Origin of the sequence: Streptomyces yerevanensis, assembly GCF_000716805.1 — a bacterium.
Lineage (GTDB): Bacteria > Actinomycetota > Actinomycetes > Streptomycetales > Streptomycetaceae > Streptomyces > Streptomyces flaveus.
Genome location: NZ_JNWJ01000091.1, coordinates 1 through 22,761 on the forward strand (window position 1 = coordinate 1; position 22,761 = coordinate 22,761).

General features: G+C 69.5%; 25 protein-coding genes. 12 read left to right on the forward strand and 13 right to left on the reverse strand.

The window, feature by feature from the left end; genetic code table 11:
• The first annotated feature begins 48 nt into the window (after window positions 1-48).
• The 6 genes from OP79_RS45240 (at window position 49) to serC (ending at window position 5,008) form a co-directional block, all read left to right on the forward strand.
• Window positions 49-483, forward strand: a complete 435-nt coding sequence (locus tag OP79_RS45240) for a roadblock/LC7 domain-containing protein (protein ID WP_033329018.1) — start codon at window positions 49-51, stop codon at window positions 481-483.
• On the forward strand, window positions 480-836 hold the full coding sequence (locus tag OP79_RS45245; RefSeq protein WP_033329043.1) for a DUF742 domain-containing protein: 357 nt from the start codon (window positions 480-482) through the stop codon (window positions 834-836). Before OP79_RS45240 ends, OP79_RS45245 begins: the two co-directional genes overlap by 4 nt.
• Complete coding sequence (locus OP79_RS45250) at window positions 817-2,073, forward strand: cytochrome P450 (RefSeq protein ID WP_425428688.1); 1,257 nt, start codon at window positions 817-819, stop codon at window positions 2,071-2,073. The genes OP79_RS45245 and OP79_RS45250 overlap by 20 nt, the downstream gene beginning before the upstream one ends.
• On the forward strand, window positions 2,070-3,290 hold the full coding sequence (locus tag OP79_RS45255) for a cytochrome P450 family protein (RefSeq protein ID WP_033329019.1): 1,221 nt from the start codon (window positions 2,070-2,072) through the stop codon (window positions 3,288-3,290). Before OP79_RS45250 ends, OP79_RS45255 begins: the two co-directional genes overlap by 4 nt.
• Window positions 3,291-3,392: 102 nt before the next feature.
• A complete protein-coding gene (locus OP79_RS45260) occupies window positions 3,393-3,755 on the forward strand; it encodes a hypothetical protein (RefSeq protein WP_033329020.1) in 363 nt (120 codons plus the stop codon).
• A gap of 134 nt (window positions 3,756-3,889) precedes the next feature.
• Complete coding sequence (gene serC / locus OP79_RS45265) at window positions 3,890-5,008, forward strand: phosphoserine transaminase (protein WP_033329021.1); 1,119 nt, start codon at window positions 3,890-3,892, stop codon at window positions 5,006-5,008.
• 84 nt (window positions 5,009-5,092) lie between these two features.
• On the opposite strand, the gene OP79_RS50815 is transcribed toward serC, so the two are convergent.
• Both OP79_RS50815 and OP79_RS45275 read right to left on the reverse strand, forming a co-directional pair.
• Entirely contained in the window at window positions 5,093-5,701 is a 609-nt protein-coding gene (locus tag OP79_RS50815) for an SMI1/KNR4 family protein (RefSeq protein WP_051745633.1), read from the reverse strand.
• 350 nt (window positions 5,702-6,051) lie between these two features.
• Entirely contained in the window at window positions 6,052-6,609 is a 558-nt protein-coding gene (locus OP79_RS45275) for a hypothetical protein (RefSeq protein WP_245685683.1), read from the reverse strand.
• A gap of 126 nt (window positions 6,610-6,735) precedes the next feature.
• Here OP79_RS45275 and OP79_RS45280 point away from each other — a divergent pair, with 126 nt between their 5' ends.
• Window positions 6,736-7,500, forward strand: a complete 765-nt coding sequence (locus tag OP79_RS45280) for an IS5 family transposase (protein WP_033329046.1) — start codon at window positions 6,736-6,738, stop codon at window positions 7,498-7,500.
• A gap of 161 nt (window positions 7,501-7,661) precedes the next feature.
• Here OP79_RS45280 and OP79_RS45285 read toward each other — a convergent pair whose 3' ends face one another.
• The 3 genes from OP79_RS45285 to OP79_RS45295 form a co-directional block, all read right to left on the reverse strand.
• Window positions 7,662-8,123 (reverse strand): GNAT family N-acetyltransferase, encoded by a 462-nt coding sequence (locus OP79_RS45285; protein WP_033329023.1) that lies wholly within the window; start codon window positions 8,121-8,123, stop codon window positions 7,662-7,664.
• 247 nt (window positions 8,124-8,370) lie between these two features.
• Entirely contained in the window at window positions 8,371-9,195 is an 825-nt protein-coding gene (locus tag OP79_RS45290; protein WP_033329024.1) for an ABC transporter permease, read from the reverse strand.
• The gene (locus tag OP79_RS45295) at window positions 9,192-10,214 is read right to left on the reverse strand and encodes a daunorubicin resistance protein DrrA family ABC transporter ATP-binding protein (RefSeq protein WP_033329025.1); all 1,023 of its coding nucleotides are present in this window, start codon (window positions 10,212-10,214) and stop codon (window positions 9,192-9,194) included. Before OP79_RS45295 ends, OP79_RS45290 begins: the two co-directional genes overlap by 4 nt.
• 123 nt (window positions 10,215-10,337) lie before the next feature.
• Between OP79_RS45295 and OP79_RS45300 the strand changes: the two genes are divergently transcribed.
• Together OP79_RS45300 and OP79_RS45305 are read left to right on the forward strand one after the other, a co-directional pair.
• Entirely contained in the window at window positions 10,338-11,114 is a 777-nt protein-coding gene (locus OP79_RS45300) for a TetR/AcrR family transcriptional regulator (protein WP_033329026.1), read from the forward strand.
• Window positions 11,115-11,145: 31 nt separating this feature from the next.
• Entirely contained in the window at window positions 11,146-11,550 is a 405-nt protein-coding gene (locus OP79_RS45305; RefSeq protein WP_033329027.1) for a PPOX class F420-dependent oxidoreductase, read from the forward strand.
• A 73-nt stretch (window positions 11,551-11,623) separates the two neighbouring features.
• Here the strand turns inward: OP79_RS45305 and OP79_RS45310 are convergent, their stop codons facing one another.
• The 7 genes from OP79_RS45310 to OP79_RS45340 form a co-directional block, all read right to left on the reverse strand.
• The gene (locus tag OP79_RS45310) at window positions 11,624-12,856 is read right to left on the reverse strand and encodes an ABC transporter permease (protein ID WP_033329028.1); all 1,233 of its coding nucleotides are present in this window, start codon (window positions 12,854-12,856) and stop codon (window positions 11,624-11,626) included.
• The gene (locus OP79_RS45315) at window positions 12,853-13,548 is read right to left on the reverse strand and encodes an ABC transporter ATP-binding protein (protein ID WP_033329029.1); all 696 of its coding nucleotides are present in this window, start codon (window positions 13,546-13,548) and stop codon (window positions 12,853-12,855) included. Before OP79_RS45315 ends, OP79_RS45310 begins: the two co-directional genes overlap by 4 nt.
• Window positions 13,545-14,858 (reverse strand): peptidoglycan-binding domain-containing protein, encoded by a 1,314-nt coding sequence (locus OP79_RS45320; RefSeq protein WP_245685684.1) that lies wholly within the window; start codon window positions 14,856-14,858, stop codon window positions 13,545-13,547. Before OP79_RS45320 ends, OP79_RS45315 begins: the two co-directional genes overlap by 4 nt.
• The gene (locus tag OP79_RS45325) at window positions 14,855-15,400 is read right to left on the reverse strand and encodes a hypothetical protein (RefSeq protein WP_033329030.1); all 546 of its coding nucleotides are present in this window, start codon (window positions 15,398-15,400) and stop codon (window positions 14,855-14,857) included. The genes OP79_RS45320 and OP79_RS45325 overlap by 4 nt, the downstream gene beginning before the upstream one ends.
• A 121-nt stretch (window positions 15,401-15,521) precedes the next feature.
• Window positions 15,522-17,105 carry a sensor histidine kinase gene (locus OP79_RS45330; protein WP_033329031.1) on the reverse strand — a complete coding sequence of 528 codons (1,584 nt, stop codon included), beginning with the start codon at window positions 17,103-17,105 and terminating at the stop codon, window positions 15,522-15,524.
• On the reverse strand, window positions 17,102-17,836 hold the full coding sequence (locus tag OP79_RS45335; RefSeq protein WP_051745637.1) for a response regulator transcription factor: 735 nt from the start codon (window positions 17,834-17,836) through the stop codon (window positions 17,102-17,104). The genes OP79_RS45330 and OP79_RS45335 overlap by 4 nt, the downstream gene beginning before the upstream one ends.
• 170 nt (window positions 17,837-18,006) lie before the next feature.
• A complete protein-coding gene (locus OP79_RS45340; RefSeq protein WP_051745639.1) occupies window positions 18,007-19,005 on the reverse strand; it encodes a hypothetical protein in 999 nt (332 codons plus the stop codon).
• 119 nt (window positions 19,006-19,124) lie between these two features.
• Between OP79_RS45340 and OP79_RS45345 the strand changes: the two genes are divergently transcribed.
• Window positions 19,125-19,799: an SGNH/GDSL hydrolase family protein gene (locus OP79_RS45345; protein WP_033329032.1), complete on the forward strand. Its 675-nt coding sequence runs from the start codon at window positions 19,125-19,127 to the stop codon at window positions 19,797-19,799.
• A 98-nt stretch (window positions 19,800-19,897) separates the two neighbouring features.
• Window positions 19,898-20,485, forward strand: coding sequence for a Uma2 family endonuclease (locus tag OP79_RS45350; RefSeq protein ID WP_033329033.1), 588 nt, complete (start codon window positions 19,898-19,900; stop codon window positions 20,483-20,485).
• An 85-nt stretch (window positions 20,486-20,570) separates the two neighbouring features.
• Here the strand turns inward: OP79_RS45350 and OP79_RS45355 are convergent, their stop codons facing one another.
• Entirely contained in the window at window positions 20,571-21,506 is a 936-nt protein-coding gene (locus OP79_RS45355; protein WP_033329034.1) for a nuclear transport factor 2 family protein, read from the reverse strand.
• Window positions 21,507-21,705: 199 nt separating this feature from the next.
• Between OP79_RS45355 and OP79_RS45360 the strand changes: the two genes are divergently transcribed.
• Entirely contained in the window at window positions 21,706-22,701 is a 996-nt protein-coding gene (locus OP79_RS45360) for an aldo/keto reductase (protein WP_033329035.1), read from the forward strand.
• Window positions 22,702-22,761 lie beyond the last annotated feature (60 nt).

Sequence of the window (22,761 nt, forward strand, 5' to 3'; positions counted from 1 at the left end):
CGCAACCCCCGCCCACGCGACCCCCCACCCGGAAGGCGACCCCACCCCATGACCGGCACGACCGGCACGACCGGCACCACCGCGACCGTGACCGCCGACGAGAAGCTCAGCTGGCTCATCGAGGGCCTGCTGGAACGCACTTCGGGCGCCCGGCACGCGCTCGTGCTCTCCCGCGACGGGCTGAAGCTGTGCCGTACGGGAGGGCTCACCGCGGACCAGGCCGATCAGCTCGCCGCGATCGCCGCCGGGATCCAGTCGCTGACCCACGGGGCGTCCGTGGAGTTCGGGGACGGCAGCGGGGGCGTCCGGTCGGCGATGGCCGAGTTCTACGGCGGGGTCCTGTTCATCGTCGAGGCGGGCTCGGGCGTACACCTCGCCGTGGTCACCGACGAGGAGGCGGACGCCGGGGTCGTCGGGCACAACATGAGCGAGTTCGTGGAACAGCTCGGCGGACATCTGAGCGCGCAGCCGCGTACGTCATGAGCCGCCCGGGCAGGGACGACAGGCCCGACCGGCTCTACACCGTTACCGGCGGGCGTAGCAGGTCCGCGCCCGACACCCCGTTCGACCTGGTCACGCTGGTCGTCGCCGAGTGCGATCCGGTGCCGGGCATGCAGTCCGAGCACGCGGCGATCCTGCGGCTGTGCGAGCGGCCGACGGCGGTCGTGGAGGTCGCCGCCGTACTGCGGCTGCCGGTGAGCATCACCCGGATCCTGCTGTCCGACCTCCTCGCCGCGGGCCGCGTCAGCGCCCGCCATCCGCGTACGGGACTCTCCTCCGGCATTCCCGATCCCGACATCCTGGAGCAGGTGCTCGTTGGACTTCGTAACCTCTGACGGTCGTACGCCCATCGGCGGCGACCCCGTTCCCCTCGGCGGGCCCCGGTTCCGGACCGAACCCGCCGAGCTGTACCGCGAGTTGCGGCGCGAGCACGGTGCCGTGGCGCCGGTGCTGCTCGACGGTGACGTACCGGCGTGGCTCGTCCTCGGCTATCGCGAGCTGCACCAGGTCACCGGCGATCCCGTGCTGTTCAGCCGGGACTCCGGCCTGTGGAGCCAGTGGCCGCACATCCCCGACGACTGGCCGCTGCTGCCGATGATCGGCCGCGAACAGCCGTCGATCCTCTACACGGTCGGCGAACGGCACCGTGAGCGCGCCGCGATGATCAGCGACGCCCTCGAAGCCGTCGATCCCTTCGAACTGCGCGGCCACGCCGAGAAGTTCGCCGACGAGCTGATCGACGCGATCTGCGCCAAGGGCGAGACGGACATCGTCGCGGACTACGCGACGCTGCTTCCCGTGCGCGTACTGGCGACGCTCTACGGGTTCGCCGACGAGCAGGGCCCCGGTCTGGTCACCGCCCTCAACGACATGATCAACGGGCGCCAGGACGCCATCGCGGGGCAGCGGCATCTCGCCTCGTCCATGGCGCGGTTGGTGGCGGAGCGCGCGGAGCGGCCCGCGGACGACGTGGTCAGCCGCATGCTCACCGACAGTTCCGGCTTCACGCACGAGGAGATCACCCAGGACCTGATGGTGATGATGGCCGCGGGCCATCAGCCGACAGCGGACTGGATCGGCAACTCGCTGCGGCTGATGCTGACGGACGACCGTTTCGCGGCCTCGCTGTTCGGCGGCCGGCACAGTGTCGCCGAGGCCATGAACGAGGTGCTGTGGGAGGACACCCCCACCCAGAACGTGGCCGGGCGCTGGGCCTCCCGCGACACCCAGCTCGGCGGGCGCCGTATCCGCGCGGGCGATCTGCTGCTGCTCGGCCTCCAGGCCGCCAACAGCGACCCGCAGGTACGCGTCGACGGCTCCGCCCTCACCGGTGGCAACAGCGCGCACTTCTCCTTCGGCCACGGCGAGCACCGCTGCCCGTTCCCGGCCCAGGAGGTCGCCGAGGTCATCGCGCGTACGGGCATCGAGGTGATCCTCGACCGGCTGCCCGACCTCGACCTGGCCGTACCCGCCGAGTCCCTCACCCGCCGTCCGTCCCCGTGGCTGCGGGGCCTGACGGAACTGCCCGTGCGGTTCTCCCCCACCTCTGCCCTTGGAGGCACGCCCGCATGACGACTCGTATCGCCCTGGATCCCTTCGTCACCGATCTCGAGGGCGAGAGCGCCCGGCTGCGTGCCGCGGGGCCGCTCGCCGCCGTGGAGTTGCCGGGTGGGGTTCCGGTGTGGGCGGTCACGCATCACGCCGAGGCGAAGCAGCTTCTCACCGATCCCCGGCTGGTGAAGGACATCAACGTCTGGGGTGCCTGGCAGCGTGGCGAGATCCCGCCGGACTGGCCGCTGATCGGGCTGGCGAACCCCGGCCGTTCGATGCTCACCGTGGACGGTGCGGACCACCGCCGTATGCGCGCCCTCGTCGCGCAGGCACTGACGCCGCGGCGCGTGGAGCGGATGCGGGAGCGGATCACCAAGCTGACGACCGATCTGCTCGACGCGCTTCCCCAGGGCGCCGGTGTCCCCGAAGTCGTCGACCTGAAGGCGGCGTTCGCATATCCGCTCCCCATGTACGTCATCGCCGACCTCATGGGCATCGATGACTCCCGACTCCCCCGCCTCAAGGAGCTGTTCGAGAAGTTCTTCTCGACCCAGACGCCTCCGGAGGAGGTCATCGCCACGCTCACCGAGCTGGCGGGGATCATGGCGGAGACGGTCGCGGCGAAGCGTTCCGCTCCCGGCGACGACCTCACCAGTGCGCTGATCCTGGCCTCCGAGGACGGCGACCACCTCACCGACGAGGAGATCGTCTCGACGCTCCAGTTGATGGTGGCGGCCGGTCACGAGACGACGATCTCCCTCATCGTCAACGCGGTCGTGAACCTGTCCACGCATCCCGAGCAGCGCGAGCTGGTGCTCACCGGGGCCGCCGACTGGCCGTCGGTGATCGAGGAGACGTTGCGCTGGTCGACGCCCACGTCTCACGTCCTGATCCGTTTCGCGACGGAGGACGTCCCGGTCGGCGACAAGGTCCTCCCGGCGGGCGACGCCCTGATCGTCTCGTACGCTGCGATCGGCCGTGACGAGAAGGCCCACGGCCCTTCGGCCGGCGAGTTCGACATCATGCGCGTCCCGGAGAACCGCCACATCTCCTTCGGCCACGGCCCACACGTCTGCCCCGGCGCGGCACTCTCCCGCCTGGAGGCGGCCGTCGCGCTGCCCGCGCTGTACGAACGGTTCCCGGAGCTGGACCTGGCGGTCCCGGCGACGGAGCTGCGCAACAAGCCGGTGGTGACGCAGAACGATCTGTTCGAGCTGCCGGTGCGCTTGGGCCGCTGAGGTCCGCCCGGGAGTTGCGGCCCGGCGCCTCCTCGGGAGGGGTCCCAGAGCCGACGATTTACAAATGCCGGGCGGGAATTCCCCAATCAGGAGGTCCAACTGATGAGTACCGGTATGCGCAGGCGAGCCGCGACCACTGCCCTGACGCTGACCACGGCGGGCGCGCTGGGCTTCGGCCTGATGGCGCCGGCGGCGTCCGCCGCCAACGGGCCCTGTTACGACGGGCGGTGCCAGGGCACCGTGTCGGCGCCCAAGACCATCAAGGTGAACGCCAACAAGTTCGGGTTCGGGAAGCTGAAGATCACGTCCATCAGCTCCCGGTCCGTGAGGATGTCGGCCGCCGGCGGGGCACTCACCGGCAGCACCAGCCCGGGCGGCGTCGTCCAGTTCAACAACCTCAAGATCTGGGTCAAGTCGGTCTCCGGCAGCAAGGCCAAGCTGCAACTGTTCCCGACGCGCTACTGACCCTGTCTGGCTCTGTCCGAGCCCTGTCCGGGCCTTTCGTCGAACCCCGGCGTGTGCGTCTCGCGCCGGGGTTTGCCGTCTCACCCGACGGACGACGTTTCGCCCAGGTTTCCGGGAACGGATAGGCTCCCGTCGTGGCTGAGATCCAGATTCCCGCTGACATCAAGCCCGCCGACGGACGTTTCGGCTCGGGCCCCTCCAAGGTGCGGACGGAGGCGCTGGACGCGCTGGCCGCCACCGGTACATCCCTCATGGGCACCTCCCACCGGCAGGCCCCCGTGAAGAACCTCGTCGGCAAGGTCCGCGAGGGCGTGCGTGACCTCTTCTCCCTCCCCGAGGGGTACGAGGTCATCCTCGGCAACGGCGGCTCCACCGCGTTCTGGGACGTCGCGACCCACGGGCTGATCGAGAACAAGTCGCAGCACCTGAGCTTCGGCGAGTTCTCGTCCAAGTTCGCGAAGGCCGCGAAGCTCGCCCCCTGGCTGGCCGAGCCGACCGTCATCGCGAGCGACCCGGGCACGCACCCGGACCCGCAGGCCGAGGCGGGCGTGGACGTCTACGCGTTCACGCACAACGAGACCTCCACCGGCGTCGCGGCCCCCGTCAAGCGGGTCGAAGGCGCCGACGAGGGCTCCCTCGTCGTCGTGGACGCGACGAGCGGCGCCGGCGGTCTCCCCGTCGACATCGCCGAGACGGACGTCTACTACTTCGCCCCGCAGAAGTCCTTCGCCGCCGACGGCGGCCTGTGGATCGGCATCTTCTCCCCGGCCGCCATCGAGCGCGCCGAGCGGATCCACGCGTCCGGCCGTCACGTCCCGGAGTTCTTCTCGCTCCCCACGGCGATCGACAACTCCCGCAAGAACCAGACGTACAACACCCCGGCCCTCGCCACGCTCTTCCTCCTCAACGACCAGCTGGAGTGGCTCAACGGCCAGGGCGGCCTGGACTGGTCGGTCCGCCGCACCGCCACCTCCGCCCGCACCCTCTACGGCTGGGCCGAGGACCTCAAGTACGCGAACCCGTTCGTCACCGACCCCGCCAAGCGCTCCCAGGTCATCGGCACGATCGACTTCTCGGACGAGGTCGACGCCGCCGCCGTGGCCAAGGTCCTGCGCGCCAACGGCATCGTCGACACCGAGCCGTACCGCAAGCTCGGCCGCAACCAGCTCCGCGTAGCGATGTTCCCGGCGATCGACCCGGCGGACATCGAGGCGCTGACGAAGTGCATCGACTATGTGATCGAGCGTCTCTGACCACGCACGTACGACCCTGAAGGGCGCCCGGTGACCACCACCGGGCGCCCTTGTCGTGCGGCTCAAGTGATGCGGGCCCGCGCGTCAGGAGCCGTTGCCGTTGCTGCCACCGAGGGGCCCGAATTGGCGGGCAAGACTGTCCATGTCCCAGTCGACAGGTCCGTTGGGTTCCTCGGTCCACGAGAGGGTGCCCGGGAAGTCGGCATCCTGATGCGTCGCCTCCCACTCTTCCTCGCCCGGCAGCATGGCGATCCACGGCGGCGGGGAATCCAGAACATCTGCCACGAATGCCAGCACAGTTGAGAATGACGCCCAGAGCGGATCGTCACCCCAGACAAACCCCCACTCGACGTCGTGGCCCCCGATACGCCCCGTCCTGGTGTCGACGATCTTCTCCGTCCTGCCGATGTGGGCGATGGGCACGTACACAGACTCTTCGCCCTCGGTGAAGTGCCCCTTGGAGCGCGCGATCTCGTCGACGCCATACAGGGCATAGCCAGGCGGGACGATCGCGACGAACCCCGATCCGTTGTGCCGCAGCAACGACTGCTCGACATCCGGCGGAAGTTGGACGCCGATCTGATCGGAAAGTCTCGCGATGTCGTCCAGACCGGCCGGCCCCGGCAGCTCCTCTTCAGGCGCATACCGCGCCAGCCACCGCTCGATCTTCTCCCACGACTCATTGATCGTCACCGGGCTACTCCCTTGGAATGTCGCATCACATAGTCCTGGACGTCCCCGAGTTGGGTGCAACGTGGCAGAAATCGTTCTCCTCCGCGGGCGATGGAGACTGCGTCAAGTTCGCCGCCCACGGACATGCGCGCGAAAAGCGTGAGCAGTGAGGGGGAATATGCCCTTCAGGCACTCAAACGAGCAGTCAGCCTTTTCCAACCTGCTGTTTGCACCGCTCAGTGGAGACCTCCGCGGACACGGGTGGCATCTGCGATCCGGCATCGCAAAACTGGGCCTGAGCAGTTCCCGAGTTCCTCGGTGCATCACCGCCGGACGAATCCGGCGGTGATGCACCGCTGTTCATGACCTTCTCAGTACGGTGCCATCACCAGATCGCCGATCACCCGCAACCCGACCTGGGCCGCCAGCCATGGTGCGCGTTCGGCCTCGATCTGCTTGACGTGGACGAAAACCGTGTGATCGGTCGCGGGCTCCTCCAGGTCCAGGTCGCGGACATTCACGCACAGCGTCACGAACGCGCCCCTGATACCACCCATACCCAGGCCGACTTCAGGGGCCTCGGGCCAGCCCGCGAAGTCCCACCGCACCGTGGCCGGGCTGTCACCCACCGCCTTGAGGAACGGCTGCACGGTCTCCAACGGCATGGCCCAGCCCCGCAGCCGGATGGGCAGGTGTGCCGACGGATCGTCCCCCTTCTCCGACGAGCCGTCCCCGTCCCCTTCCGCCCACCATTGGGTATCCGGCAACACAACCAGCACCGCTGAAAGGATGTGCCTCGAGGAGATCCGCACCTCGAAATCGACTTCGAGATCCCTGAGATCGGCGATACCGAGCAACCGCTCAACAATGCACAACCCCTCCCAGAGATCGTTCGTTCTCAGGATGGGTTGCGCGTAGGAGTTGGACATGGCGACCATGTTGCCACCAGGCACTTCTCAACGTACTTCAGAAGCTGGGCACCTGGACTGACAGACAGGTGAAGCCCCTGGTAGATGGGTTTCGACCAAGAGAACCGTCTCCACCAGAGGCTTCGCATGCTTGTCTACCCGTCCGGCATCGACGTGTCCAGCTCTGCCCTCCGCTTCCTCGCCGCCCGCCTGAGAGAACACCGCCGCACTCTCGGCACCCGATGGCGGCGCCTGAGCGCGGGCCGACAGGCCCTGCTCACCCTCGCCCACCTCCGCAACGGCCACCCCTATGCCCAACTCGCGGCCGGTTTCGGGATCGGCACCACCACCGTCTACCGATACGTCACCGAGGCCGTCGAGCTCCTGGCCGCCCTCGCCCCCACGCTTGCCCAAGCAGTATGGGCCGCGTCCACGAAGGCGTATCTGATCCTGGACGGGACGCTGCTGCCGATCGACCGGATCGCCGCCGACCGTCCCTTCTACTCGGGCAAACACAAAAGGCACGGCATGAATGTGCAGGTCATAGCCGACCCGAAGGGCCGTCTCCTGTGGGCTTCACCTGCCCTGGCCGGTGCCGTCCATGACGTCCGGGCCGCACGCGAACACGGCATCATCGACGCTCTCGCCGAGGCCGGCATCACCTGCTGGGCGGACAAGGGCTACCAGGGCGCAGGCAACACGATCCGTCTCCCTTACCGCGGCCGATGGGACAGCCTTTCCGCCGGTCAGCAGGCCGTCAACCGGTCCCATGCGAAGGTCCGGGCGCTGGTCGAGCAAGCCATCGCCACCCTCAAGTCCTGGCGACTCCTCCGCAGGCTCCGCTGCTCGACGACCCGGATCACGAGCCTCGTCCAAGCCGTCCTCACTCTCCATCTGGCCAGCTCAGACTGAAGTTGGAAAGGGCTCAGTGTGTGAACACAACCTGGCGAAGTGCTCACACTGTGCGCCCCAGCACCATGAGCGCGCCTGCCACGAGGTGCGACAAGCTCGCGCTCCGCCACGAGGCGACCGTCCTCGTCGCGGCCATCAACGAGTGGCTATGACTGACCACGTCACGATGGCGCTGCGTAACAGCGGATGGCCACCGTTTGGTGTGGGCTCCACTGTTGCTCGACTGTGGCCATCAGATCCCAGCCCAGCCGCTCATACAGGGCTGCCGCCGCGGCATCGGATGCGACGACGTCGAGCACCGGATGCAGGCCACGACGTCGCGCCTCCTCAACTGCCTGGCCGATCAGCAGTGCACCGATCCGATGTCCCCTCGCCTGCGGGGCAACGAACAGCCTGCTGACCACAGCGGTCATACCCCGCGTCGCCCCGTTCCTCTCGCTCCACAACATCGGGGCCAGATCGCCTTCGCCGCCTTGCGACAAACTGATATGCCCGACCAAGCGGCCTTCGAGTTCGGCAACCCAGGAGCCCAGCAGGGGACCGCCTGACAGCCACTCGCCGGGCTGACTGGGCCAGTTCATCGGATAGCCGTCGCGTTCATGGACTTCCGCGAGGACCCGCACGCACTCCTCGACATCGCCATCAGCCCGCCGCCGGACGCAGCGGCTCGGCCTCTTCTCATCAGGCGCCCTGGAGTTCTCGATGTTCACTCCGGAATAGGAACACAGGGCATAGAGCCACAGGGCTACGGAGGCACAACCAGCCAAGAACATGGCGCGAGTTGCCCACGGCTGGGGCGCGTACTGGCGCTCGTGTGTGAAGCGCCCGGCACTTCCCCCGTGCCGGGCGCCCCCTTTCGTACCGCCGAAATCATCTGCTGAGCTTCTGGAAGCGCCGTACCGCCAACGGCAGGAAGATCGCCGTGAGGATCACCGGCCACACCCCCGACATCAGCAGCGCGTGCTGCTCGATCCACGAGTCGCCGCTGCCGACCGGTGTGCCGAACAGTTCGCGCGTGGCTGCGGCCGTCGATGAGATCGGGTTCCAGGCTGCTACGTGGCCCAGCCAGTCCGGCATCAGTTGGGGGGCGACGAAGATGCTGGAGATCATGGTCAGGGGGAAGGCGACGGCGAACAGGCCGCCCGCCGCCTCCGGGTTGGGGACCAAGAGACCGAGCCATACGCCGAGCCAGATCAGCGAGAGGCGTAGCCACAGCAGCAGGCCGAAGGCGAGGAGGAAGTCGAGGCCGCCGTTCGGGCGCCAGCCCATGGCGATCGCGGTGAGCATCAGGATGGTCAGCTCCGCGCAGGCCACGATCAGATCGGTGACGCCGCGGCCGGCGACTACCGCGGACGGGGCCATGGGCATGGAGCGGAAGCGGTCGATGACGCCGTTCGTGGAGTCGTACACCACGAGCGTCGCCGTGTTGATGAAGCCGAAGGCCATCGTCATCACGAACATGCCCGGCATCAGGAAGTCCTTGTAGTCCCCGCCGCCGGGCACCTGCATCGCGCTGCCGAAGACGTACCCGTAGAGGAGGACGGAGAGGATCGGGAAGCCCAACTGCCAGGCGATGTTGATCGGTTGGCGCTGGTAGTGGGTGAGGCCGCGGCGGACGATGTTCCAGCAGTCGGCGAGGGCCCAGTAGACGCGACCGTGGCTGCTCTGTCCGGTGGTCAGGTCGAGCGCGCTCATGCCGCCGCCCCTTTCTTGGAGTCCTTGGAGTCCTTGGAGGCTTTGGGGTTCTGGGGATCCTCGGTGTTCTGGGAAACGTCCGTGCGGTGTCCCGTAAGGCGCATGAAGACGTCGTCGAGGCTCGGCCTGCGCAGACCGATGTCCTCGACCTGGACGCCCTCGTCCTGAAGGGTGCGTGCCACCTCGGTGAGCGCCGAGACCCGGTCGGTCACCGGTGCGTGCACCTTCAACTCGGTCTCGTCCGTCTCCGGTTCGGCGTCGGAGACCTTGGCGACGACCTTCACGGCGCGCGGGATGTCCGCGCGCTCGGCGAGGACGACCTCGATACGGTCGCCGCCGACCGTGTTCTTCAGCCCGTCCGGGGTGTCGTCGGCGATGGCGCGGCCCTGGTCGATGACGGTGATGTGCGAGGCGAGCTTGTCGGCCTCCTCCAGGTACTGCGTGGTCAGCAGCACCGTGGTGCCGCCCGTCACCAACGCCCGTACGGATTCCCAGACTTCACCGCGACCACGGGGATCGAGCCCGGTCGTCGGCTCGTCCAGGAACAGCACGCTGGGCGTGAGGATCATCGAGGCGGCGAGGTCGAGGCGCCGCCGCATGCCGCCGCTGTACTTGCCGACTCCCTTGTCGGCCGCGTCGACCAGATCGAACTGCTCCAGAAGCTCACCGGCCCGCAGCCGCGCCCGCTTCCCTCCCAGGTGGAACAACCGGCCGAACATTTCCAGGTTCTGTCGCCCCGTCAGCACCTCGTCCACGGCCGCGTACTGACCGGTGAGGCCGATCCGCGCCCGTACCTCCCGCGGCTGCCGTGCCACGTCCAGGCCCGCCACCTGCGCCTGTCCGCCGTCGAGCCTGATGAGCGTCGACAGGATGCGGACAGCGGTGGTCTTGCCCGCACCGTTCGGCCCGAGCAGGCCGTGGACGGTGCCCTCCCGCACCGCCAGGTCGAAGCCGTCGAGGGCGCGCTTCTCGCCGTACCTCTTCTCGAGCCCTTCGGCCCGGACCGCGTAGCCGCTCACGTGTACCCCTCCCGTAGTGGAACCTCTGCGAAAACCCCTGCGGCAATCCAAAACTGAGTACGCCGTACCCTTTTGAGAGTACACCGTACCCAGTTTCCGGTCCAAGGGATTATCCTGAAGCACATGGCGAGCACGTCGGGTCCGGACACCAGTGGCAGCGGAGACATCGTCCGCACCCTCAACCTGCTCTGGGACACGGGCAAACGCCCAAGCCGCGGACCCAAGCCAGGACTGACACTCGACCGGATCGTGGAAGCGGCCATCCGGATCGCGGACACGGAGGGCCTGGAGGCGGTATCGATGCGCCGGCTCTCCACGGAGCTCGGCACCGGCACGATGTCCCTGTACCGCTACGTCCCCGGCAAGGGCGAGCTGCTCGACCTGATGCTGGACCGCGTACAGCGCCCGGGTGAGGACGAGGCCGCGCTCGGCGAGGACTGGCGCGCGACTCTGGAGGCCCTGGGCCGCGAGACCCTCGCCCTCTACCGCCGTCACCCCTGGCTGCTCCAGGTGAACCAGACCCGTCCGGTGCTCGGACCGGGCGCCCTCGACGGCATGGAGATGGTGCTCGCCCGCATCAAGCCGATGGGCCTGACCGACCCTGAGCTGGTCTCGGCGATCATCATGATCGACGGGTACGTCATCGGGGCCGCCCGCACGCAGCTGTACCAGAAGGAGGCGGAGCGGAAGTCGGGCCTGACGGACGCGGAGTTCTGGGAGGCGCAGTCCCCGGTCCTGGAGAAGGCCATGACCAGCGGTCGCTACCCCGTTCTCGCCTCGCTCAGCGAAGACGCCTTCGGCACCGACTTCGACCACTTCGAGTTCGGGCTGCAGCGGCTCCTGGACGGGCTGGAATCGCTCGTCGCCCGGCGCGGCGAAGTCCGACGCAGCAAAGGGTGACAAACAGGGCGGTCGGTGCCTCTATGGAGGCATGAGCATTCCCGTCACGCGCCCCGAGCTCGTCCCCTTCGCCAGGCAGTGGGCCGTGCTGCTGACCACTCACAAGAAGGACGGCACGGGTGTGGGCACTCCGGTGAGTCTCGTCGTGGAGGGCGACCACGCGTACTTCCGTACGCCGGGCAAGGCGTCGAAGGTCAAGCGGCTGCGCCGCGACCCGGAGGTGGAGCTCGCCCCCGCCACCCCGCGCGGCGCCCCCGTAGGGCCGCAGATCCACGCCAGGACCCGGCTGCTGGAGCACGGCAGCGAGGAGGACAGACACGCGGCGAAGCTGCTGCGCCGCAAGCACCCGTTCCTGCAGGGCGTCCTCGTGCCGGTCGCCCACAAGGTGATGCGGACGCCGACGTTGCATTACGAGGTGCGGCCGGTGGGGAAGTGAGGTCCGGCCTCCCCCGGGGGGAGGGGGCGGGGAGGCCGGGCCCGTTGGGGGGAGGGCGAGGAGACCGCCCCCGTCAGGCCGCCGCCAGCGCCTCCGTCGGAGGCAGCTTGGCCGCCCGTACCGCCGGATAGAACCCGGCGAGGCCGCCGATGACGAGCGTCGCGCCCAGACCGCCGGCCATCGCCCAGGCCGGGACCACGGCGGGCCAGCCCTGGTAGGAGGCGTAGCCGCCCGTGACGGCGATGCCGAGCAGCACGCCGCCCGCGCCGCCGAGCGCGGACAGGAGCAGCGACTCGCACAGGAACTGCGTACGGATCTGCCCCTTGGTGGCACCCATCGAGCGGCGGAGCCCGATCTCGGAGCGGCGCTCCAGGACCGAGATGACCATGGTGTTGGCGACACCGACGCCGCCGACCAGCAGGGCGACCGCGCCGAGCCCGAGCAGCAGACCGGCCAGGGTCTCGTCGGTGGCCTCCTTGGCGGCGAGCGCGTCGGAGGGCCGGGAGACCTCGACGGACGACGGGTCCTCGGGGTTGGCGGTGGCGCCCAGCACGGACTGGACGTCGGTGACCGCGTCGGACTCGGCGCGGGTGAACACGGTCGTCGGGTGGCCGTCGAAGCCGAGGAGTTCTTCGGCGGCGGGCCAGCCGACCAGGGCCGCCGAGTCCGTCTCGGGCAGCAGCTCGTTGGGCGCGAGCAGCCCGACGACGGTGAACCAGCGTCCGCCGAGCCACACTTGGACGTCCGCGCCCGTGTCGTGCACGCCGAGCTGCTCGGCGGCGCGCGGGCCGAGGACGACGGCCGGGTACGAGGCGTTGGCGGCGTTCAGCCACCGGCCCTCGGCGACCTCGGTGCCGAGCGTGGCGGGCAGTCCGGTGCGGGCCGCGTAGACGCCGATGCCGCCGGTCTCCTCCTTGGGTACGTGGTCGTTGCGGTACACCTTGGCGTCGGTCAGCCCGATCGCGGACACGGCCTCGACCGGCCCGATCCTGCGCACCATGTCCTCCGCCTCGTCCGGCAGCCGGGCATCGCCCCCGCCGAACGACTGCCCCGGCTCCACGGTCAGCAGGTTCGTACCGAGCGCGTCCAGCTTCCGGTTCAGGTCCTCCCCACTGGACGTCGAGATCCCGACGACCCCGATCATCGCGGCGATCCCGATCGCGATCCCCAACGCGGACAGGAACACCCGCATGGGACGCGACCGCAGCCCGAACCCGGCGACGCGGACGACGTCGGCGGGGCTGAGCCGGGCGGGGCGGGGTGGTCGTGCGGACGCTTTCGGGGGCCGTACGAGCGTGGTCGTCATGCCCGTACCCCCTCGTGGAGGACGGGCGCGTCGTGCTCGATACGGCCGTCCCGTACGCGTACCTCGCGGGGCAGGGAGGCCGCGATGTCCCGGTCGTGGGTGATCACGACCACCGTCGTACCGGCGCGGTTGAGTTCGCGCAGGAGGGCCATGACGACCGCGCCGGAGCGGGAGTCGAGGGCGCCGGTGGGTTCGTCGGCCAGCAGGAGGGGTGGGTCGCCGACGACCGCGCGGGCCAGGGCGACCCGCTGTTTCTCGCCGCCCGAGAGCTGGTGCGGCTCATGGCCGAGGCGGTGGCCGAGGCCCACCCGGACCAGGGCCCGTTGCGCGAGGCGTCTGCGTTCGGAGCGGGGACGGCCGCTGTAGAGCAGGCCGTCGGCCACGCTGTCCAACGCCGGTACGCCGCGCGCGAGATGGAACTGCTGGAAGACGAACCCGATCGTGCGGGCCCGCAGCGCCGACAGTTCGCGGTCGCTCAGCCGGGCGACGTCGTGGCCGTCGATGCCGACGGTGCCGGAGGTCGGGCGGTCCAGGGTGCCCATGATGTTCAGCAGCGTGGACTTGCCGGAGCCCGACGGGCCGACGACGGCGAGGAGTTCACCGCGCTCCACGACCAGGTCGGCGCCCCTCAGCGCGGCCACGTCGCCGTACGTCTTGGTGACGTCGCCCAACTCGACGATGGGGTACGTCACTTGGGCACCCCCACCTTGAGTCCGGCCGCGACGCCCTGGCCCGACACCTCGACCATTCCGCCGGAGAACATGCCGAGCTTCACGGGCAGATACTCCGTGCCGTCCACCCGCACGGCCTCCACCGCGTAGCCGCCCTCGCGCAGCGCGACCAGCGCCTCGACGGGCACCGCCAGCACGTCCTCGCGGGTCTCCGCCTCGAAGGCGACGTCGACGGGGGCCGCCTGGTAGCGGCCCAGCTTCTTCTGGTCCTCGACCGTCAGCGTGACGGGCAGCGTGGCGTCCTCGCCGCTCTGCTGCTGAGCCTCGCCCTCCTGGGCGGGCTCCGCGGTCACGGCCGTGCCCACCTCGGCCACCTTCGCCTCGGCGGTGCTGCCGTCGGGCAGTGTGACCGTCGCCCGCGTCTCCTCTCCTGAGACCAAGTCCTCGTCCTTGACGGCGAGTTGAACGGTGATGGTCCGCTCGGTGCCGGTCCAGGTCAGGACCGTGCCGTTCGGCGGAGCGCCCAGGGCGGCCTGCACGTCGGTGACGCGCCGTGCGCCCGAGGCGACCACCGCGTCGGCCGGCTGCACCGTGCCGGTCTCCTCGCGGTCCAGGTCCTCCTGCCAGTCGCGTACGGCGTCGGCGGTGCCCTCCGTGTACTCGTCGTCGACGGTGAAGCCGCCGTAGCCGAGCGCGGAGAGGTTCTTCTCGAGGAGTTCCACGTCCCTGCCCTCGGCCCCGGTTTCGAGCGGGCGGTACAGGGGCGTCGCCCCGTACAGCAGCGGCACCTTCTTCTCGTCGGCCCGGTAGACGGGCTCCCCGCGCTCGACGGTGTCGCCCTCGCCGGGCAGCCAGGTGACGACGCCCTGTCCGGAGGCCTGCACGGGGGTGGCCTCGCCGTAGCCGAGGGTGCCGTCGAGCGTTTCGCTGCGGGTGAGGCTGGTCTGCTTCACCTCGGCGGTCTTCGCGGGCCCGGACGCCGCATCCGATGCCGTGGCCCCGTCCTCCGTACCGCCGAACACCCCGGTCGCCGCAGCCACGGCAGCCCCGGTGACGGCCACCGCCGCGAGCACGGCGAGGGCGATACGGAGGGGTCGGCGCCGTCGGCGGGCGGGCGCGGCGGGAGGCTCCTCAACCGCGACGGGAGGCTCCTCAGCGACGAGGGACGCTTCCGGCGTGGCCGGTTCGACGGCGGCAACCTCGCCGGGCTCGGCAGGTGCGAGGGCGGCAGCCCTCTCGGACCTGCCAGCCGGTACGACGACACCGGACCCCTTCGGACCGCCCGCCGATTCGGCAGCGACAGCCGTGGCCTCCTGACCGTTCACGCTCACCCCGTCTCCTCCTCGCTGCCGTTACCGCCGCCGAAGCCGAGCTGGTCGCGGCAGGCCTCCAACGCCGTCTCGAAGTCGGGGTCCTCGGTGGGCATGGCCTCCCGGTCGAAGCCCTCCGGACCGGGGTCGGCCATGTCGACGTCGTTGTCCCGCATGCACTGCGCGAACTCCTGCATCTGCTCGGGGTCCGGCGTCTGGCCCGCCCGGTCCTGGAGGGACTGCGGCGCCTTGTCCCCGCAGGCCTCCATGGCCTTGGTGAGCGTGTCGCGGTCGATGTCGCCCTGGACGAAGCCCTGCATGTTCAGCTCGCCCGTCACCGGATCGGGGTCCTCGACCTCCAGCCCCTGGTCCCGCAGGCAGTCCACGAACTCCTGCGCCTGCTCGACCTCGCTCCCGTCCGCGGCCTGGTCCACACTGTCGGAACCGGACTCGCTCTGCGACTCGCCCACCGACGCGACCTCCGGCCCGCCGTCGTCACCGCCCCCGCCGCAACCGGCCAGCAGCCCGGCCGCGAGCAGCACGGCGGCGGGTGCAGTGAGCACTCGGGCCCTCACCCTCCTGCGCATCCTCGCCCCTTCTCGTCGATGTCCCGCACGGGCGGTTCCCGTACGACCGACGAGAAGGAGGCTGGCCCCACAGCGTCAGGGGACCCTCCGCCGAACCTCAAAGCCCGCTGGTAATCACTTCGGGTTCCACCGATCCCACCGCGAGGTCCGCGTCCTGCAGGGGCAGCAGCAGCCGGAACACCGCACCCGGCCGGTCCGCCGCCAGGTCCACGCGCCCGCCGTGCGCCCCGGCGAGAGCCGCGACGATCGACAGCCCGAGCCCGCTCCCGCCGCCCTCCCGGCCGTCGCGCGAGCGGGCCGTGTCGGCGCGGTAGAGGCGCTCGAAGACGTACGGGGCATGCTCGACCGACACCCCGGGCCCGGTGTCCGCCACCTCGACCAGCGCCGCGGGAACCTCCGACGGCAGCGGGCTCCCCGCGGCGGCCACAGCCGGCCCGAGTGCCATGGGCTCCGCGACATCGACCCGTACGGTGATCCGCGCGCCGAGGGGCGTGTGCCGCTCCGCGTTGGCCAGCAGATTGGCCAGCACCTGCCGCAGCCGCAACGGATCCCCCTCCACCACCACGGGCCGCATCGCCCCCGTCAGCCGTACGTCCCGTTCCGGCGAACGGGCATGCAGGTCCCGTACGACATCGGCGGCCAACTCCAGGAGATCGACGGGCCGTTGCTCCAGGTCCCGCTCTTCGTCGAGGCGTGCGAGCAGCAGCAGGTCCTCCACCAGGACGCCCATCCGGGCCGCCTCCGCCTCGATACGGCGCAGCGCGTCCGTCCGGTCACCGCCCCGGCGGCTCAGCTCGGCGAAGCCGCGGATGGAGGTGAGCGGGGTGCGCAGTTCGTGCGAGGCGTCGGCGAGGAAACGGCGCAGCCGCTGCTCGGAGGCAGTACGGGCGGCGATCTCCCACTCGAGGCGGCCGAGCATCGCGTTCATGGCCCGCCCGAGCCGACCGGGTTCGGTGTGCGGGTCGGTGCCCTCGACACGCCGCCGGAAGTCGCCCGCGGCGATGGCGTCCGCGGTGGCCTCCATCCGCGTGAGGGGCCGCAGTCCGCCCCGTACGACGAGCGTGGCGACGCCCGCGAGCAGAGCGAGCACCATCGTCATCACGAGCGCGTCGATGAGCAACAGCCGGTCGGTGGTCTCCTCCACCTCGGCCAGGGACACGGCGGTGACCAGCAGGGACCCGCCCGTATCCTGCACGGCCACGCGCCAGTCGGCGCCCGACTCCCCCGGCACCGTGAACACCTCGCCGGCCCGGGCGGCGAGCGCGTCCCGGTCGGGCAGCCGGGGGCCCGGGCCCTCCGGGTCCCGGGGAATGCTCGTACGGGTGTCGGTGGCCTTGCCGTAACCGTAGATCCGGAACTCTCCGCCGAACCGCTCCGTGAGAAACGTCAGGAACGAGTCCTCGTCCCGGGTCTGGCCCACCCGCTGAGCGAGGAGGTCCTGCGCCGCCGCGTCGGGGAATGAGCCGGGGGCCCCGCCCGGGCCGCCCGGGGCGCCCATGTCCAGATTCTGGTCGACCCGGTCGATCAGGTAGTTCTCCAGGAGCAGCAGTCCGGCGGCGTTCGCGGCGAGCAGCGCGAGTGCGGCGAGCCCGGTCGCGGCGAGCGCGAGCCGGGCCCACAGGGTCCAGTGCCGCCAGTGCCGCCGGTGCCGCCACCGGAACCGGGCGGCCCGGCGCGTCATTTCGGCGCCCGGAGTACGTACCCGACTCCGCGCAGCGTATGGATCAGCGGCACCGCGCCGTCCGCGTCGATCTTCTTCCGCAGGTAGTAGACGTAACTCTCGATGATCCGGGTGTCGCCGCCGAAGTCGTACCCCCAGACGCTTTCCAGGATCTGCGCCTTGCTGACCACCCGCCCGGCGTTCTCCATCAGATACGCCAGCATGCGGAACTCGGTCGGCGAGAGCTCCAGTTCGCGCCCGTCGCGCCGTACGGTGTGCGCGGCCTCGTCGAGTTCGAGGCCGGCGCAGCGCAGCAGGGGCTCGGGCTCCGGTTCCTTGCGCCGCGTACGGCGCAGGATCGCGCGCACCCGCAGCACGACCTCCTCCAGGCTGAACGGCTTCGTCACGTAGTCGTCGCCGCCCGCGCTGAGACCCTCCACCCGGTCGCGCACGGTGTCGCGGGCGGTCAGGAACAGCACGGGTGTCTCGCACCCGTCGCGGCGCAGGATGCGGGCGACCTCGTAGCCGTCGAGGTCGGGCAGCATCACGTCGAGCACGACGAGGTCGGGCGGGGCGGCGTGCGCGGCGTTGAGCGCCTCGACCCCCGTACCGGCGGCGGTGACGTCGAAGCCGACGAGCCGGAACGTCTCCGACAGCAGGTCCCGGATGTTCGGCTCGTCGTCCACGACGAGCAACCGGGCGGAGGCTTCGGCCTCGGCGGACGCGGAATCCGTTCTCAGCGAACTGGTCACGCCCTCACAGCTACCGGCTCCGCCTCAAAGGACCCTGAGAATCGGCTGGGAAACCGTTGAATTCGCTGTGGGCCTGCTTGGTGCCAGGCGCTCCGCTGGAAGAACGGTGATTCACCCGCGGGCCGGTGGGGGCTGGTCGCTCCCCCACTCTCGGCTGCTCCCCCAGTGCCTTAAGGGCCTGGGGGGACCCCCAGAGCGGGGGGACCCCCATCGCGGCGGAGCCGCAAATGCCCGGCGCCGAGAGCGAGGGCGGCCCTCGTGAGGTTGTCGTTCGACCCGGCATCGTCGCCGTCCCCGTCGGCGGCCGAACTCCCGTCCCCCGAGGGGGACTTGCCGTCCTCCGCGCCGGGGACGCCGCCGGCCTCGACCGGGCTCTGCTCCCCCTCGGTCCCGTACAGCAGCGTGGACCCGTCCGGGGTGTACGTCACCGACTCGCCCTGTCCCTGAAGCGGCACGCTCAGCCGACCCTGCCGCTTCGGCTTCCCGTCGTTCCACTCGTACGCGATCCCGCCGAAGTAGCCGCGTACGGCGAGCTGTCCGCCGTCGGGCGAGAAGGCGGCGTCGGTGGTCCACAGGTCGATGGGGGCGACGGGCTTGAAGACGTTCGTGCCGGAGGTGGAGAGCTGCGCCGGACCGTCGTACAGGTGCCCGCCGTCCTCCTGCTTGTCGATGATGTAGACGCGCCCGGTCTTGGGGTGCACGACGAGCGACTCGGCGTCGCGGGGGCCGTCGGAGTACTTCACCACGTACTGCGTGGCCTTGACCGTCTGGTCCTTGAGCTGCTTGGGCTCGGGGAGCCGGTAGACCCATACGAAGTCCCATACGACGCCGTCGTTGTCGCCGATGTCGCCGACGTAGATCTCGTTGTCCGGGCCGATGGAGATGGCCTCGATGTCGCGCGGGGTGCCCACGCCGGTCATGGTGATCCTCGCGACGGTGTCGCCGGTCTTGCTGTCGATGGCGTAGAGGTACGCGCCTTCGTCCTGGTCATTGTGCGTCCAGTAGATGCCCTTGTGCTGGCGGGAGGCGGCGAGCCCGCTGGACTCGGTGATCCCCGGGTCCTTGATCGTGAACCCCTCCGAGCCGTCGTCCCCGTCGGCAGCGGTGGCGGGAGCGCCGAGCGCGAGGACGAGCAGGGCTGAGGCGAGGAACGACAACGAACGGCGCATGCCCCAAGCGTGCCATCTCTGCGAGGTGTTCACGCAGGGTGTTCAGCTTCACACCCCTGATCGCGCTTTGATCAGAGATCTGGCAGGGATCCCGCGCCGTGGTCAAGGATGATGAGCGGATGCTCAGGTTCATGCCCGTAGGCGACTCCCAGACCATCGGCAGCGCGGGCGAACACACTTGGCGTTACCGGATGTGGCAGCACCTGCGCGCGACGTACGGCGGCCCGTTCCGCATCGTCGGCCCCCGCGAGACGCTCTACGACAAGGCGACGGACACCGCCGACTCGTACGAGTACGCCGACCCGGACTTCCCTCGCTCGCACCTGGCGGGCTGGGGCGAGGGCTGGCACCACATGGCCCCGCTGATCGCCGAGGCGGTACGCACACAGCGGGCGGACGTGCTGCTGGTCTCGCTGGGCCTGATCGACCTGGGCTTCTACACGGACGCGGACAGCACGGCGGCGAACGTACGCCTCTTTGTGTCCGAGGCCCGCTCGGCCAACCCCCGTGTGGCGATGGCCTTCCTGCCCGTGATCCCGAACGTGAGGGCGGACTCGGACGCGGACTTCGCCACCGAGGTAGCCCGCTTCAACGAGCTGCTGGCCAAGGCGGTCGCGGACCTGGACGAGCCCTCGTCCCCACTCCTGCTGGCCTCGGCCCCGGAGTCGTACGACCTCAACCTGGACACGGACGACGGCACGCATCCGAACGCGTCGGGCGAGCACAAGATCGCGGCCGCTTTCGCCGAAGCGATGTATCAAGCTTGGGACTTGGGCGAGCCGTACGGGGTCTGACGCCCTCCTCGTACGCCCCTGCGTGACCCGGTCACCGTGCGTATCGTTGTACTGCGCGGCTGTGTGCGACCGAGCGGCAGCCGGGGAGGAGCGCCACGATGACCGTCCTTGAAGACAGGATCGCGATGGCCGAAGACAGCGGCGAACTGACGTTGGACGTCATGTTCGAGTGCCTCGAGAAGATGCCCATCCCCGAGGGAACCAAGGTTGAGATTGTCGGGGGGAACATCTTCATGTCGCCGCAGCGGCAGATCCACTGGGAGATCATCTTCAACATCCTGGAGCAGCTGCGCCCCAATTACCCCATCAACCGGCTGGCGTCGGACGTGCGGATCGACTTCCCCGGCCACCTGAACGGCTTCGCCTGCGACGTAGCCGCGCTGGCCGACCGATCGGTGAAGGACAGCAAGGGGCGCTGGCGCTACCAGGACATCGAGTTCATCGCCGAGGTCATCTCCAAGGACACCTCTGCCAACGACTACGGCCCCAAGCTGACCGCGTACGCCGACGCCGGAGTCCCCGTCTACCTCATCGCCGACCCTTACGAAGGCAAGTGCCACCTCCACACCCTGCCCAAGGACGGCGAGTACATCAGCGAACTCTCCATCGCCTTCGGCACGGACGTCGACATGACGAACACCCTTGTCGGCCTCACCCTCAAGACCGACAAGTTCCCGCGCGACTAGCGAGCCGTTCGCGCTCCTCGCTGCATGATCACCAATCTCGGCACCGACAGCGACCTGCCCGAGTGAGCTCGGTTCGTGCCCCGGATCAGAACATCGTGTTGTCGTTGGCGGAGTTCTCCGGTACGTCCTGGATCACGTCCCAGTGCTCGACGATCTTCCCGTTCCGCACCCGGAACAGGTCGATGATCGCCTGACCCCGCTCCCCCGGCGCGTTCACGTAGTGGCTGTGGACCGCCACCAAGTCACCTTCGGCGACGACCCGCTTCGGGGACACCTTCAGCTGCGGGAACGCGTCGAAGTACGCGCCCAGGCCCGCCTTCACGCCCGCCACACCGTCGGCGATGTTCGGGTTGTGCTGGTGGTATTCAGGACCCACGTACTTGTCGACGGCGGACAGGTCCTTCTCGACCAGGAGCTGGTCGACGTACGCCGTGACCAGCTTCTTGTTGTACGCGGTGAGCCAGCGCGGGCCCGGCTTGTTCGTGCGGGGCCAACTCTCCGTGGAGAACATGTCGTTGCCGTTCGCCGTGGTCGCCGGCACCTCCTGCCCCGTGTCCCAGTGCTCGGCGATCTTCCCGTCCTGGAAGCGGAAGATGTCGAAGACGGCGCTGCCGCGCGTGCCCGGCGTCATGACGACGTTGGAGTGCACGAGCACCAGGTCGCCCTCGGAGATGACCCGCTTGATGTCGTACTCGGCGTCCGGGAACTGCTGGCTGAGGGCGGTGCCGAGGTTCTTGAGGGTCTCGGCGCCGTCGGGAGCGAGCGGGTTGTGCTGGATGTAGTCGGGCCGGACGAAACGGTCGACGACCGAGGTGTCGCCTCGCTCGAACACGCCCTTGAGCACCTTGACGGCGACGGACTTCTGGTAACCGAGGCGGGCGGAGTCGCCGTAGCCGACCTGGTGCGCGGGGGTGGCCGACGGGGGAGCCGCAGCGGCGGGTACGACGGCGACAGCGGTGAGGGCTGCGGCGGCCATGAGCGCTGTGGCGAGGGTACGGCGGGCGGGTGCGGTGGTGGTCATGGCGTGCTGGTCTCCGGTCCTGTGGGGGAGGAAAGCGGGAGGCATGGCATTCAAAACATTCAGAGCATCTAGACATTGAAAGTTCAAGATCCCGCCCACCGAAGGAAAGCACTAACCAACAGTTAGTGTCAAGATCGGTGTCCCCGCACGAAGGTCCGCCCTTGCGTAGAGCGCACTCCAAGCTCTTGGCTTAGGAGTCATGAAGTACACGCAGCTCGGACGCACAGGACTCAAGGTCAGCCGACTCGTCCTCGGCACCATGAACTTCGGTCCGCAGACCGACGAAGCGGACAGCCACGCGATCATGGACGGCGCGCTGGACGCGGGAATCAACTACTTCGACACCGCCAATGTCTATGGCTGGGGCGAGAACAAGGGCCGTACGGAGTCGATCATCGGCAGCTGGTTCGCCAAGGGTGGCGAGCGGCGCGACAAGGTCGTACTGGCCACCAAGGTGTACGGGAACATGGCACCGGACGGCAGCACCGTGTGGCCCAACCACGACAAGCTCTCCGCGCTCAACATCCGGCGGGCGGTGGAGGCAAGCCTGAAGCGCCTCCAGACCGACTACATCGACATCTACCAGTTCCACCACATCGACCGGCAGACCTCCTTCGAGGAGATCTGGCAGGCGATCGACGTCCTGGTGCAGCAGGGCAAGATCCTGTACGCCGGATCCTCCAACTTCCCCGGCTACAAGATCGCCCAGGCGAACGAGATCGCCGCCCGGCGCGGCGGCACCATCGGCCTCGTCAGCGAGCAGTGCCTCTACAACCTCGCCGAGCGCCGCGCCGAGATGGAGGTCATCCCGGCCGCGCAGGAGTACGGCCTCGGGGTCATCCCCTGGTCGCCGCTGCACGGCGGTCTGCTGGGCGGCGTCATCAAGAAGGAGGTCGAGGGCGGGCGGCGTGCCTCCGGCCGGGCGGCCGACGCGCTCGCCAACACCGCCGTACGCGCCCAGATCCAGTCGTACGAGGACCTGCTCGACAAGCACGGCATCGAGCCCGGCGAGGCAGCCCTGGCCTGGCTGCTCACCCGGCCGGGCGTGACGGGGCCGATCGTCGGCCCGCGCACCGCCGCTCAGCTCGACTCCGCCGTGGATGCGGTCGACCTGGAGCTGTCGGAGGAGCTACTGACCGGCCTGGACGAGATCTTCCCGGGTCCGGGGCCGTCGCCGGAGGCCTTCGCCTGGTAGCACCAGCGGGCCCAGTAGCCCCCGGGTGCACGCCTGCGCGCGTACGCATCCACGTACGCG